11 protein-coding genes are annotated in these 13,441 nt (G+C 58.2%); all 11 read left to right on the forward strand.

Translation table 11 applies throughout. The features are described from left to right. The first annotated feature begins 141 nt into the window (after nt 1-141). The 11 genes from ACEN9A_RS15600 (at nt 142) to ACEN9A_RS15650 (ending at nt 13,302) form a co-directional block, all read left to right on the forward strand. Nucleotides 142-1,437, forward strand: coding sequence for a glycosyltransferase (locus tag ACEN9A_RS15600; RefSeq protein ID WP_258668502.1), 1,296 nt, complete (start codon nt 142-144; stop codon nt 1,435-1,437). A gap of 149 nt (nt 1,438-1,586) precedes the next feature. Next, nucleotides 1,587-2,453, forward strand: coding sequence for a phosphatidylinositol-specific phospholipase C domain-containing protein (locus ACEN9A_RS15605; protein ID WP_258668503.1), 867 nt, complete (start codon nt 1,587-1,589; stop codon nt 2,451-2,453). Between the two features lie 171 nt (nt 2,454-2,624). Next, a complete protein-coding gene (locus ACEN9A_RS15610) occupies nt 2,625-3,506 on the forward strand; it encodes a phosphatidylinositol-specific phospholipase C domain-containing protein (RefSeq protein WP_258668504.1) in 882 nt (293 codons plus the stop codon). 80 nt (nt 3,507-3,586) lie between these two features. Further along, nucleotides 3,587-4,492, forward strand: a complete 906-nt coding sequence (locus ACEN9A_RS15615) for an AraC family transcriptional regulator (RefSeq protein ID WP_258668505.1) — start codon at nt 3,587-3,589, stop codon at nt 4,490-4,492. A 228-nt stretch (nt 4,493-4,720) separates the two neighbouring features. Then, a complete protein-coding gene (locus ACEN9A_RS15620) occupies nt 4,721-6,031 on the forward strand; it encodes an ABC transporter substrate-binding protein (RefSeq protein ID WP_258668506.1) in 1,311 nt (436 codons plus the stop codon). 181 nt (nt 6,032-6,212) lie between these two features. Continuing rightward, the gene (locus ACEN9A_RS15625; RefSeq protein ID WP_408981092.1) at nt 6,213-7,142 is read left to right on the forward strand and encodes a carbohydrate ABC transporter permease; all 930 of its coding nucleotides are present in this window, start codon (nt 6,213-6,215) and stop codon (nt 7,140-7,142) included. Nucleotides 7,143-7,152: 10 nt separating this feature from the next. After that, nucleotides 7,153-7,983 carry a carbohydrate ABC transporter permease gene (locus ACEN9A_RS15630; RefSeq protein WP_019579064.1) on the forward strand — a complete coding sequence of 277 codons (831 nt, stop codon included), beginning with the start codon at nt 7,153-7,155 and terminating at the stop codon, nt 7,981-7,983. Nucleotides 7,984-8,131: 148 nt separating this feature from the next. Further along, entirely contained in the window at nt 8,132-9,235 is a 1,104-nt protein-coding gene (locus tag ACEN9A_RS15635) for an ABC transporter ATP-binding protein (protein ID WP_258668507.1), read from the forward strand. 16 nt (nt 9,236-9,251) lie between these two features. Next, complete coding sequence (locus ACEN9A_RS15640; protein ID WP_258668508.1) at nt 9,252-10,727, forward strand: mannitol dehydrogenase family protein; 1,476 nt, start codon at nt 9,252-9,254, stop codon at nt 10,725-10,727. A gap of 126 nt (nt 10,728-10,853) precedes the next feature. Beyond that, the gene (gene xylB / locus ACEN9A_RS15645) at nt 10,854-12,350 is read left to right on the forward strand and encodes a xylulokinase (RefSeq protein WP_258668509.1); all 1,497 of its coding nucleotides are present in this window, start codon (nt 10,854-10,856) and stop codon (nt 12,348-12,350) included. A gap of 13 nt (nt 12,351-12,363) precedes the next feature. After that, a complete protein-coding gene (locus ACEN9A_RS15650; RefSeq protein WP_019649922.1) occupies nt 12,364-13,302 on the forward strand; it encodes a carbohydrate kinase family protein in 939 nt (312 codons plus the stop codon). The last annotated feature ends 139 nt before the right edge of the window (nt 13,303-13,441 follow it).

A 13,441-nucleotide genomic window follows, 5' to 3' on the forward strand; every position in this document is an offset into this window, starting at 1 on the left:
TGGGGCAGAAAAACGCTGTCAACGGGGTCGCTGACCTCCCGTAGACTCAAGTAAACGGCCGCAAACTCACAGGAATCGCCTCCTGTGGTTTAATTGCGGCCTTTTCTTCGTCCCTCCTCGCCTACACCAAGGAACACTGTCATGAGTCAGCCCAACGCAACCAAAGTCCTGGTCATTGGTTACGTCTGGCCCGAGCCCCGTTCTTCAGCGGCCAGTGGGCACGTCATGCAAATCCTTGAGACATTCTTGCAGCAAGGCTGGGACGTCACCTTCAGTAGCCCGGCCGGCACCGGTGAACATCGGGCTGATCTGACGGCGTTGGGCATTCGTGAAATTCCGATTGAATTGAACAACAGCAGTTTCGACGACTTCGTCAGCGAACTTGCTCCGGACATCGTGCTGTTCGATCAGTTCATGATGGAGGAGCAGTTTGGCTGGCGGGTCGAAAAATACTGTCCCGATGCCCTGCGTGTCCTTGAGACATCGGATCTGCAAAGCTTGCGGCACGCCCGGCATCAGCGCCTCAAGGATCGCTTGAAGGCCAATGACGACAACAATGATTTCAGCGACTTGTTCGCGCCGGCGTTGCGCGAGGAATTCGAACTGATGGCTGATACCGATCTCGCCAAACGGGAGATTGCTGCACTGTACCGTTGCGACTTGAACCTGATGATCTCTGAAGTGGAGATCGAATTGCTGGTCGAGCAGTTCAAGCTGCCGCGCAACTTGGTGCACTGGTGTCCGCTGATGGTCGAACCTGAGGGCGTGCCGCCGACAGCCTTTGACGATCGAGCGCACTTTCTCAGCATTGGCAATTTTCGACATGCGCCGAACTGGGATGCGGTGCTCTGGATGAAAACAGCCATCTGGCCGTTGATCCGCGAGCAACTGCCCACGGCTCAGTTGCATATCTACGGTGCTTACACGCCCCCCAAAGCTACCGCGCTGCACAACCCGGCCCAGGGTTTTCATGTCATGAACTGGGCAGAAGATGCTTTGCAAGTGATGTCGGCGGCACGCATTTGTCTGGCGCCTCTACGCTTCGGTGCCGGTATCAAAGGCAAGATTGTCGACGCCATGTTATGTGGCACCCCCACGGTGACGACGCCCATCGGCGCCGAAGCCATGCATGGCAATCATCCCTGGCCTGGGGCCGTGGCCCGCACGGCACGGGAAGTGGCTGACTGTGCCGTGCGCCTGTACAAGGATGAAGCGCTTTGGACGCAGGCCCAACTCCACGGGCAGAGGTTGCTGGCCGATCGATATAAAACGTCGGAACATGGCCCGGCGTTGATCAAGAAGTTGTTGTACTGCCAACAGCACTTGCCTCAACTTAGATGCGATAATTTTACCGGTAGCATGCTGCGTCATCACCACCATAAAAGTACGCAATACATGGCGCAATGGATTGAGGCGAAAAACCGAAACCCTGCTTAATTAACGCACAACTAAATACACACATCTTGCATTATCGCGACGATTGATCACTCCTCTCTTTCCCTTTATAAATTATTGACCGAAGTGGGTAACAGTCACTCACTTCGGCCAGCCAATAACACCTATCAAACTATGCAAGGAAGCATTAAATGGACAACATTGTTCAAAACAACTATGCACTTAGAAACTGGATGGGCGCCACGCCGGCGATTGATACACTGTCGCTCAATGAGTTGACACTGCCAGGCACCCATAACGCCGGCAGCGACTGGAAAACCTCCTGGCCGCTGATCCCGGGCGCCCATTGGCTGGCCTGTCAGCACGAATCGTTTTACTCGCAACTGTGCCACGGCTCCCGAGTGCTTGACATCCGTTTGACGTATGACGCCAGTGCGCCGGGGCTTGGCAAGTTCTGCATTCATCACAACGGCTACCGTAACGGCCGCACGCTTGGACACCTTGTCAGAGACGTAGAAGCATTTCTGCAAGAAAATTCCAATGAATTCATCATCCTGGACTTTCATGAATTGAGTGGGGATGACTTTGATTACGCTTACTTCAATAAGATGATGGTCCACTTTCTTGGGCGCCGCTTGATTCCCAACCAAGATCGCTCGTTGAGCCTCGGCCAACTCAAACGCCTCAGCGACAGCCAACGCGTTGTGGTTGCTGTGCCTTGGCACTGGGCAATTGACAAGAGCGTGTTCATTCAGCAAATCGAGCACAAATGGTCTGGCAACGGCATCACCAGTGCCGCAGAGTTGGAACAGCACATTATAAAAGTGCTGAAATATCCGCCAGGCACATGGGCACCATGGTCCCTGTCCGCGACCAGTTATAGCGCTCTCGGTGGTCCGGTAGATATTCACGATGAGCTTAATTCGTGGTTTGACCCGAATAAAAGCGACTGGGCAACACGTTGCAACATTATCAACGTCGACTTCATTGAAGAAAGCAACATCGTTTCATATTGCCTGACCGCGAACCTGAGTAAAGCGGCCAAGCAAGCGCGCTAGCTATTTCTTGTGCAAGTATTTCCGTGACTGGCAATGCCGTCGTGCACTTCTATGCTGGGTCATGAAAGCCTTTCTACGCAGGCGAGTAATAGGGGTATGGCACGCAGCCATATCCCACACATGAATTTCGTCGCCGCCATGGAGGAGACGATTCAACGACAAGGAACTGTCATGACCCACAACACAGCCATCACGCTGGATAAACAAACGTGGATGAGCACTGCCCTCGACATCAATCGTATAAAACTGACTGATGTTATCTGGCCCGGCGCCCATAACGCCGGCATGGATAAACAGGCGCCTAATTATGAAGTGGTCGTCGGCAACTGGACGACGTGTCAAAACGGTTCATTTGCATGGCAACTGTCCAATGGCGCACGGGCATTCGATATCCGCTTGGGCTACACCGAGGGTGCTGATCAGTCGATCTTCTATTTCCATCACAATGGATATCAGTCACATCGAGTTCTCGATGAACTCATCAGCGCAGTTTCATCTTTCCTCGACCGAAATCCGGATGAATTTGTGGTTTTGGACTTTCATCAGCTAGGGGACGGTAACAATCGCTTCGACTATCAGAAACTCAATGAGCTTCTGGTCAGCCAACTCGGACAGCGAGTAATACCGCCTGACAACTCCACAAAAACGATCGGCGAGCTCAAGCGGATCAGTGCTCGCCGCAGGGTGATATTAGCGGCGCCTGCACGGCGGGAACTGGATGAGAATTATTTCTGGCCGCGCATTGCACACAAGTGGATCAACAGGCGGTTTACCGACACCGAGGATTTGAAAACCCATATTTCCAGCACACTCAAAGACGCGCCTTACGAAACATTTTTATGGTCGTTATCGGCCACCAGCTATGCGTTTCTGGGAGGGCCTCAAGACATCAAAAACCACATCAATGACTGGTTCAATCCCACCCGGGACTGGGTGACGCGCTGCAGCATCATCAATACCGACTTTTTCGACGAATCCGAAATCGTTCGTTACTGCTGGAGTGCCACCAGCATGAAAGCGGTATACGGTGATGCCTTGCATGCCCCCGCCTGAGCACAGTTGCGTTGCAAGCTGGCCTTAGGCGTCCCGAAAGAGGCATGATCAAGGGGCGATAACAATAAAAGTGTCCTGACATGAGCCGACCAGCCAGAGTTACCGATCCCTCCTACGAATTGATGGACGACCACAACGGGTTGTCCATCATCTATCGCCAGCACGGATTCCCCTGCCCCCTGGTGCGCTGGCATTTCCACAAGGAATACGAACTGCACCTGATCATCGCCAGCTCCGGCAAGGTGTTCATCGGTGACTACATCGGCAACTTTTACCCGGAAACACTGTTCCTGACCGGCCCCAACCTGCCCCACAACTGGATCAGCCAGGTGGCCGAAGACGAAGTGGTTCCCGAGCGCGACATGCTGGTCAATTTCACTGACGAGCTGTTTGAAAGCGGCCATCAGGTGTTCGCCGAACTCAAGACAATTGCGCCCTTGCTGGAGCGCGCGCAGTACGGCATCGAGTTTCGCTGCAAGCGCACCATCCGCCAGGCCATTACCTTGATGCAGCGCATCGCCGACACCCAGGGCATGACCCGGCTCGGGCACTTTTTCATTCTGCTGGAGTTGCTGGCGGCGTCCGATGACTATCAGTTGCTGTCGGGGGCCACAACGCCGCAATTGGCCGATGAACACAATATCGACCGTACCAACCGTGCGGTGGATTACATCTTTGCCCATTACGCCCGGGATTTGACGCTGGAAGAAGTCGCCGAGCACTTGGGTCTGACGCCGACCTACTTCAGTCGGGTATTCAAGCAGGCCACCGGGCGCTGTTTCATTGAGTTCGTCAATCGCCTGCGCATCAGCAAATCCTGCGAGTTGCTGGCCGACGGCGACAAACCGGTGACCGATGTGTGTTTCGAGTCGGGCTTCAACAATATTTCCAACTTCAACCGGCGTTTCCAGCAGCTCAAGGGTATGACGCCGACGCATTATCGGCGGTTGGTGGTTCAGCGGTTGACCGAGCAAAACCATAGCTGAGACCGAAAAAACCTGTACTCAATTCAACCTCCGCAACGGCTGGATAGCCGTACCTTGCGCCTCCCCATCAAAACATCAGTGCAAAAAAGTATCGGTTTGAGTGCTAGGGATGATTTGTCAGCCCTGCGTTTGAAGGCTGTAATCAGCGCACATTCTTCCCTCCGCAGGAAGACACAAAAACAATAACTGTCCTTCTGTAACCCTCGGGGTGCAGAAAAGGAGTGCACGATGCAACCTTCGGTAAAAGCTCTGCTTGCCCTCACCTGCATGACCCTCAGTAGCGTCAGCCTCGGCGCTCAGACCCTGACCATCGCCACCGTCAACAACAGCGACATGATCCGCATGCAAAAGCTCTCGAAAACCTTCGAGGCCGAGCATCCGGACATCAAACTCAATTGGGTGGTGCTTGAAGAAAACGTCCTGCGCCAACGCCTGACCACCGACATCGCGACCCAGGGCGGGCAGTTTGATGTGTTGACCATCGGCATGTACGAAGCCGCACTCTGGGGTGCCAAGGGTTGGCTGGAACCGATGAAGGACTTGCCGGCCAACTACGCCCTCGACGACGTTTTCCCTTCGGTGCGTGAAGGCCTTTCAGTCAAGGGCTCGCTCTATGCCCTGCCGTTCTACGCTGAAAGCTCCATCACCTATTACCGCACCGACCTGTTCAAGGACGCCGGGCTGACCATGCCGGAGCGCCCGACCTGGGAACAGATCGGCGAATTCGCCAGCAAACTCACCCATAAAGATAAAGAACAGTACGGCATCTGCCTGCGCGGCAAGGCTGGCTGGGGCGAAAACATGGCGCTGATCACCACTGTCGCCAACGCCTATGGCGCGCGCTGGTTCGATGAGAAATGGCAGCCGGAATTTACCGGCGCTGAGTGGAAAAATGCGCTGAATTTCTACGTCGACACCATGAAAAAGTCCGGCCCGCCCGGCGCATCGAGCAACGGCTTCAACGAGAACCTGGCGCTGTTCAACAGCGGCAAGTGCGCGATCTGGGTCGATGCCAGTGTGGCCGGCTCGTTCGTGACCGACAAAACCCAAAGCAAAGTCAGCGACCACGTCGGCTTTACTTACGCACCGCATCAGGTCACCGACAAAGGTTCTGCCTGGCTGTATTCCTGGGCATTGGCCATCCCAACCAGTTCCAAGGCCAAGGAAGCGGCGAAAACCTTCAGCGCCTGGGCCACGTCCAAGGAGTACGGAGCCCTGGTCGCGGAAAAAAACGGCATCGCCAACGTGCCACCTGGCACTCGCGCTTCGACCTACACCGAGGCTTACATGAAGGCCGCGCCGTTCGCCAAGGTGACGCTGGAATCGCTGAAAGCCGCGGACCCGAGCCAACCGTCGCAAAAGCCTGTGCCCTACATCGGTATCCAGTTGGTGACGATTCCTGAGTTCCAGGCCGTGGGCACCCAGGTCGGCAAGCTGTTCTCGGCGGCGCTGATCGGCCAGACCACAGTCGACCAGGCCCTGACCGCCGCCCAGTCAACCACCGAACGTGAGATGAAGCGCGCCGGTTATCCCAAATAACCCCGCGCACTTGTAGGAGCGAGGCTGTGTGGCGAGGGGGCTTGCCCCCGTTGGGTCGCGAAGCGGCCCCAAAACACTTTGCGACTGCTTCGCAGCCGAACGGGAGCAAGCTCCCTCACCACACAAGCCTCGCCCCTACAGTTGATCTTCATTTGTCTGTTCCCAATCGGTTCTGATCGCCATGAATACTTCAACCACTGTCAAAGCTCACATGGACATCCCGCAACCGGTGCGTAAAAGCCGGTTGACCAACCCCAGCTGGTTTCTGGTCAGCCCCTCGGTGGCGTTGCTGCTGCTGTGGATGATCGTGCCCCTGGGCATGACCATTTACTTTTCGATGATCCGCTACAACCTGCTCTACCCCGGCGAAAACGAATTCGTGGGGCTGGAGAACTTCAGCTACTTCCTGAGCGATTCGGGCTTCCTGCCCGGCGCCACCAATACTCTATTGCTGGTGGGCAGCGTGTTGCTGATCAGCGTGGTGTTCGGCGTATTGATCAGCGCGTTGCTGGAGGCCAGTGAGTTTCTCGGTCGCGGCATCGTGCGGGTGATGTTGATCTCGCCATTCTTCATCATGCCCACTGTCGGTGCGCTGATCTGGAAGAACCTGATCTTTCACCCGGTCTCGGGGATTCTTGCCTACATCTGGAAGCTGTTCGGCGCGCAGCCGGTGGACTGGCTGGCGCACTACCCGCTGCTGTCGATCATCATCATTGTGTCCTGGCAATGGCTGCCCTTCGCGATCCTGATCCTGATGACCGCCATGCAGTCCCTCGACCAGGAACAGAAAGAAGCAGCGCGCCTGGACGGTGCCGGACCGATCGCCATCTTCTGGCACCTGACCTTGCCGCACCTGGCACGGCCGATTGCGGTGGTGGTGATGATCGAAACCATTTTCCTGCTGTCGGTGTTCGCCGAAATCTTCACCACCACCAACGGTGGCCCCGGCTACGCCTCGACCAACCTCGCCTACCTGATCTACAACCAGGCGCTGGTGCAGTTCGACGTTGGCATGGCCTCCGCCGGTGGTTTGATCGCGGTGGTGATTGCCAACATCGCGGCCATCGTGCTGGTGCGCATGATCGGCAAAAACCTGACAGACAAAGCCTGAGGCCTGCGCCATGACTCTTCAACAATCCCGTCGTCTGCAAAGCCTGCTGCTCGGCACCCTGGCCTGGGCCATCGCGATCCTGATTTTCTTCCCGATCTTCTGGATGGTGCTGACCAGTTTCAAGACCGAAATCGACGCGTTCGCCACACCGCCGCAGTTCATCTTCACGCCGACGCTGGAGAACTACCTGCACATCAACGAGCGCAGCGATTACTTCAGCTTCGCCTGGAACTCGGTGGTGATTTCCTTCAGCGCCACGGCATTGTGCCTGCTGATCGCGGTGCCGGCCGCCTACTCCATGGCGTTCTACGAAACCCAGCGCACCAAAGGCACGCTGCTGTGGATGCTCTCCACCAAGATGCTGCCGCCAGTGGGCGTGCTGATGCCGATCTACCTGTTGGCCAAGAGTTTTGGCCTGCTGGATACACGAATCGCGCTGATCGTGATCTACACGCTGATCAACCTGCCGATCGTAGTCTGGATGGTTTACACCTACTTCAAAGACATCCCCAAGGACATCCTCGAAGCGGCACGCCTGGACGGCGCCACCCTATGGCAGGAAATGGTCCGGGTGCTGCTGCCGATCGCCAAGGGCGGCCTGGCTTCCACGGTGTTGCTGTCGCTGATCCTGTGCTGGAACGAGGCGTTCTGGTCGCTGAACCTGACCTCGTCCAAAGCCGCGCCACTGACCGCACTGATCGCCTCTTACTCAAGCCCCGAAGGTTTGTTCTGGGCCAAGTTGTCGGCGGTATCGACCCTGGCTTGCGCGCCGATCCTGATCTTCGGCTGGATCAGCCAGAAACAGCTGGTCCGCGGCCTGTCGTTTGGCGCTGTGAAATGAATCAGAAGCAAAAGATCGCAGCCTTCGGCAGCTCCTACAAGGACCTCCAGGCCTACGCGATCCCAACGTAGGAGCTGGCGCAGCCTGCGATCTTTTGATCTTGAAGGCTGCAAGCTCAACCCGAATCTCAAAGCGGAGGCCCATCATCATGGCCAACCTGAAAATCAAAAATCTGCAAAAAGGCTTCGAAGGTTTTTCCATCATCAAAGGCATCGACCTGGAAGTGAACGACAAGGAATTCGTGGTGTTCGTCGGCCCGTCGGGTTGCGGCAAGTCCACCCTGCTGCGGCTGATCGCCGGCCTTGAAGAAGTCAGCGGCGGCACCATCGAGCTCGATGGTCGCGACATCACCGAAGTCAGCCCGGCCAAGCGCGACCTGGCGATGGTGTTCCAGACCTACGCCCTGTACCCGCACATGAGCGTGCGCAAAAACATGTCGTTTGCCCTCGACCTGGCCGGTGTAGCGAAAGCCGAAGTCGAGAAGAAGGTCGGTGAAGCAGCGCGCATTCTGGAACTCGGGCCGATGCTCGAACGTAAACCGAAACAGCTGTCCGGCGGTCAGCGTCAGCGCGTAGCGATCGGCCGGGCCATCGTGCGCAACCCGAAAATCTTCCTGTTCGACGAACCGCTGTCCAACCTCGACGCCGCCCTGCGGGTACAAATGCGCCTGGAACTGTTGCGCCTGCACAAAGAACTGCAAGCCACCATGATCTACGTGACCCACGATCAGGTCGAAGCCATGACCATGGCCGACAAAGTCGTCGTGCTCAACGGCGGCAAGATCGAGCAGGTCGGTTCGCCACTGGACCTGTATCACCAGCCAGCCAACCTGTTTGTCGCAGGTTTTCTCGGCACACCGAAAATGGGCTTCCTCAAAGGCAAAGTCACCCGTGTTGAAAGCCGGGGCTGCGAAGTGCTGCTGGACGCCGGCACCCGCATCACTCTGCCGCTGAGCGCGGCCCACCTGAGCGTCGGCGGCGCGGTGACCCTGGGCATTCGCCCGGAACATCTGGAGCTGGCGCAACCCGGCGATTGCACGCTACAAGTCACCGCCGATGTCAGCGAACGTTTGGGCAGCGACACCTTCTGCCACGTCCTGACCTCGTCCGGTGAAGCGCTGACCATGCGCGTTCGCGGCGATCTGGCGAGCCGTTATGGCGAAACCCTGAGCCTGCACCTGGACGCCGAACACTGCCATTTATTTGATGCCGACGGCGTGGCGCTGACCCGTCCACTGCGCGCCGCAGCCTGATTTCAGAGAGCATGCGATGAAACTGAATAAATCCAACCTCAACCGCCTCGCCCCCGAGGTGGCCCTGCCCGCCTACACCCTGAGCGACACCCGCCAGGGCATCGCGCACATTGGCGTCGGCGGTTTCCACCGCGCCCATCAGGCGTACTACACCGACGCCTTGATGAACACCGGCGAAGCACTGGACTGGGCTATCTGCGGGGTTGGCCTGCGCGCTGAAGACCGTCGAGCCCGGGACGATCTGCAAGAGCAGGATTACCTGTTCACCCTGTTTGAACTCGGCGATACCGACGACACCGAAGTGCGAGTCATCGGCGCGATCCGCGACATGCTGCTGGCCGAAGACGGCGCCGAGGCGCTGATCGATAAACTGGCCAGCCCCGAGATTCGCATCGTCTCGCTGACCATCACCGAGGGCGGTTACTGCATCGACGACAGCAACGGCGAGTTCATGGCGCACCTGCCGCAGATCCAGCACGACCTGACCAATCCGAACGCGCCGAAAACCGTGTTCGGCTTCCTCTGCGCCGCGCTGGCCAAACGGCGTGCAGCCGGCACGCCCGCGTTTACGCTGATGTCTTGCGATAACCTGCCGCACAACGGCGCAGTGACCCGTAAAGCCTTGCTCGCATTCGCTGCCCTGCGCGATACCGACCTGCGCGACTGGATCGAGTGCAACGTCAGCTTCCCCAACGCCATGGTCGACCGCATCACGCCGATGACCAGCATCGAGCATCGCCTGCAATTGCATGACAAACACAGCATCGACGACGCCTGGCCGGTGGTCTGCGAGCCGTTTGTGCAGTGGGTGCTGGAGGACAAATTCGTCAACGGTCGCCCGGCGTGGGAAAAGGTCGGCGTGCAATTCACCGACGACGTCACGCCTTACGAAGAAATGAAAATTAAACTGCTCAACGGCAGTCACCTGGCCCTGACTTATCTGGGTTTTTTGAAGGGTTACCGTTTCGTTCACGAAACCATGAACGACCCACTGTTCGTGCGCTACATGCGCGCCTACATGGACCTGGACGTGACGCCGCAACTGGCGCCGGTGCCGGGCATCGATTTGACCGAGTACAAAAACACCCTGGTGGCGCGCTTCTCCAATCAGGCGATTGCCGATCAACTGGAGCGGGTGTGTTCGGACGGTTCGTCGAAGTTTCCGAAATTCACTGTGCCGACCCTCAACCGCTTGATCGCCGATGGCCGCGAAACCAAACGTGCGGCGCTGGTGGTGGCGGCCTGGGCGCTGTACCTCAAAGGCGTGGATGAGAACGGTCAGACCTATGCAATTCCGGATCCGCGGGCGGCGTTCTGTCAGGCGCTGGTGGTCGATGATGCGTTGATCACCCAGCGGCTGCTGGAGGTTGAGGAGATTTTCGGCACGGCGATTCCGCGTTCGCCAGAGTTCGTCGCGGCGTTCGAGTGGTGCTGTAACAGCTTGCGGGAGGTTGGCGTGACGCAGACGCTCGAACGAGTGCTGGCCGTCTGATCATTCCCACGCTCGGCGTGGGAATGCAGCCCGGGACGCTCCGCGTCCCATCCAGAAGCGGACGCAGAGCGTCCATTGATGCATTCCCACGCAGAACGTGGGAACAATCTTCGGTAGGGTGTTTCCATGGCAAACCAACAACTATTCCTGGGCATCGACTGCGGCACCCAAGGCACCAAAGCCGTGATCCTCGACGCGCACAGCGGTCAGGTCCTCGGTCAGGGCGCTGCTGTCCACAGCCTCATCAGCGGCGCCAACGGCCGTCGCGAGCAAGACACCGCCCAGTGGCTGGAAGCCTTTACCCAGGCCACCCGTCGAGCGTTGCTCGCCGCGGATGTCGATGGTCAGGCCATTCTCGGCATCGGTGTCTCTGGCCAGCAACATGGCCTGGTGCTGCTCGACGATCACGGCCAGGTACTGCGCCCGGCCAAGCTCTGGTGCGATACCGAATCCACCCCGGAGAACGACCGCTTGCTCGCCCATCTGGGCGGTGAAAAAGGCTCCCTGGAACGCCTCGGCGTGGTCATCGCGCCTGGCTATACCGTGTCGAAACTGCTCTGGACCAAAGAACAGCACCCGGAAATTTTCGCCCGGACCGCCCGCATCCTGCTGCCCCATGACTACCTCAACTATTGGCTTACCGGCCGCAGTTGCAGCGAGTACGGCGATGCGTCGGGCACCGGCTATTTCAACGTGCGTACGCGCCAGTGGGACTTGCAACTGCTGCGCGACATCGATCCCACCGGGCGCCTGCAAGCCGCGCTCCCGGAGCTGATCGATGCCCACCAGCCGGTCGGTACGATCCTGCCAGGCATCGCCGAGCATCTGGGCATCAACCCCAAGGCCCTGGTCTCCAGCGGCGGTGGCGACAACATGATGGGCGCGATCGGCACCGGCAACATCAAGCCTGGCGCGATCACCATGAGCCTCGGCTCTTCGGGGACGGTCTACGCCTATGCCGAGCAAGCGCACGTCAGCCCGGACGCCTCGGTGGCGACGTTCTGTTCCTCCAGCGGTGGCTGGTTGCCGCTGATCTGCACCATGAACCTGACCAATGCCACCGGCGCGATTCGCGAGTTATTCGAACTGGATATCGAGCAGTTCAACGCCTTGGTCGAACACGCGCCGATTGGTGCTGAAGGCGTGTGCATGCTGCCGTTCCTCAATGGCGAACGCGTTCCCGCCCTGCCCCATGCCAGCGGCAGCCTGCTGGGGTTGACCATGACCAACCTGACCCGGGCCAACCTGTGCCGCGCCGTGGTGGAAGGCACCACCTTCGGTTTGCGTTACGGGCTGGACCTGCTGCGCCACAATGGCTTACAAAGCCGCAGCATCTGCCTGACCGGCGGCGGTTCGAAGAGCCCGGTGTGGCGGCAAATCGTCGCCGACATCATGAATACGCCAGTGATCTGTACCGAACACAGCGAGGCCGCGGCGCTTGGCGCAGCGATTCAGGCGGCGTGGTGCAAGTCCTGGGCAAACGGCCACGAAGACAGCCTGGCGGACTTGTGCGAGCGCTGCGTGAAGCTCGACCTGGCCAGTGAAACCCTGCCGATTGCAGAAAATGTACAGGCCTGTCAGCAGGCCTACGAACGCTATCAACAGCATGTCGCAACCCTTTAAAGAGCGAGCAACTATGTATCTGGTGTGTGGTGAAGCGCTGTTCGATTTCTTCAGTGAAGACGATGCCAGTGGCTTGGCGTCCAAAGTGAATTTCAAGGCAATTGCTGGAGGCTCGCCGTTCAATGTCGCGGTAGGTTTGCGTCGTTTGGGCGTGGATGCCGCGTTGTTTGCCGGGCTGTCGACCGATTACCTCGGCCGACGGTTGCAGCAAGTGCTGCAGGATGAAGGCGTGCGCCCGGATTACCTCGTGGACTTTGCCGCGCCGACCACGCTGGCGATGGTGGCGGTCGGTGCCAATGGCTCGCCCCATTACAGCTTTCGCGGCGAAGGCTGCGCTGACCGGCAATTGAGCCTTGCGCATCTGCCGCAACTGGGGCCTGAAGTGCGCGGCTTGCACATCGGCTCGTTCTCGCTGGTGGTGCAACCGGTTGCCGATACCTTGCTGGCGCTGGTGCAGCGCGAAAGTGGCAAACGCCTGATCAGCCTCGACCCGAACGTGCGCCTGAATCCCGAGCCGAATATCGAGTTGTGGCGTTCACGGATCGCCACCCTGGTGGAGCTTGCCGACCTGATCAAGGTCAGCGACGAAGATTTGAGCCTGTTGTATCCCGAGCAGGATCCGCAGCGCGTGATCGAAGGCTGGCTGGAACATCGTTGTCAGTTGGTGTTCCTGACCCGTGGCGGTCAGGGGGCGACGGTGTTCAGCCGGGCTCATGGCACATGGTCGGTGCCGGCTTGTTCGGTGAAGATTGCCGACACCGTCGGGGCTGGCGATACCTTCCAGGCGGCGCTGATTACCTGGCTGACCGAGCAGCAGCTGGATTCAGTCGACGGTTTGCAACAGCTGAGCAAGGAGCAGATCGATGCCATGCTCAGATTCGCCGTCAGCGCCGCCGCCCTGACCTGCAGCAAGACCGGGCCGGATTTGCCGTATCGGCGGCAGTTGGACTGAAATTCGCGCCCCCATGCCTCTTCTATCGCAGGTCCTGATTTCAGGACCTGCCGGTGGATTTGAATAAAAGACAGCCCGTATAGTTTTCTTCATTGGCTGTTGTATTTTTACGCCCATTATATTTTTTAGATATATTCTT

It is taken from the genome of Pseudomonas sp. Pseusp18, assembly GCF_059506005.1.

Excerpts from the sequence above, each read along its gene's own strand:
- ACEN9A_RS15600 (WP_258668502.1), top strand. The coding sequence starts at position 142 with ATGAGTCAGCCCAACGCAACCAAAGTCCTGGTCATTGGTTACGTCTGG.
- ACEN9A_RS15605 (WP_258668503.1), top strand. The coding sequence starts at position 1,587 with ATGGACAACATTGTTCAAAACAACTATGCACTTAGAAACTGGATGGGC.
- ACEN9A_RS15610 (WP_258668504.1), top strand. The coding sequence starts at position 2,625 with ATGACCCACAACACAGCCATCACGCTGGATAAACAAACGTGGATGAGC.
- ACEN9A_RS15615 (WP_258668505.1), top strand. The coding sequence starts at position 3,587 with ATGAGCCGACCAGCCAGAGTTACCGATCCCTCCTACGAATTGATGGAC.
- ACEN9A_RS15620 (WP_258668506.1), top strand. The coding sequence starts at position 4,721 with ATGCAACCTTCGGTAAAAGCTCTGCTTGCCCTCACCTGCATGACCCTC.
- ACEN9A_RS15625 (WP_408981092.1), top strand. The coding sequence starts at position 6,213 with ATGAATACTTCAACCACTGTCAAAGCTCACATGGACATCCCGCAACCG.
- ACEN9A_RS15630 (WP_019579064.1), top strand. The coding sequence starts at position 7,153 with ATGACTCTTCAACAATCCCGTCGTCTGCAAAGCCTGCTGCTCGGCACC.
- ACEN9A_RS15635 (WP_258668507.1), top strand. The coding sequence starts at position 8,132 with ATGGCCAACCTGAAAATCAAAAATCTGCAAAAAGGCTTCGAAGGTTTT.
- ACEN9A_RS15640 (WP_258668508.1), top strand. The coding sequence starts at position 9,252 with ATGAAACTGAATAAATCCAACCTCAACCGCCTCGCCCCCGAGGTGGCC.
- xylB (WP_258668509.1), top strand. The coding sequence starts at position 10,854 with ATGGCAAACCAACAACTATTCCTGGGCATCGACTGCGGCACCCAAGGC.
- ACEN9A_RS15650 (WP_019649922.1), top strand. The coding sequence starts at position 12,364 with ATGTATCTGGTGTGTGGTGAAGCGCTGTTCGATTTCTTCAGTGAAGAC.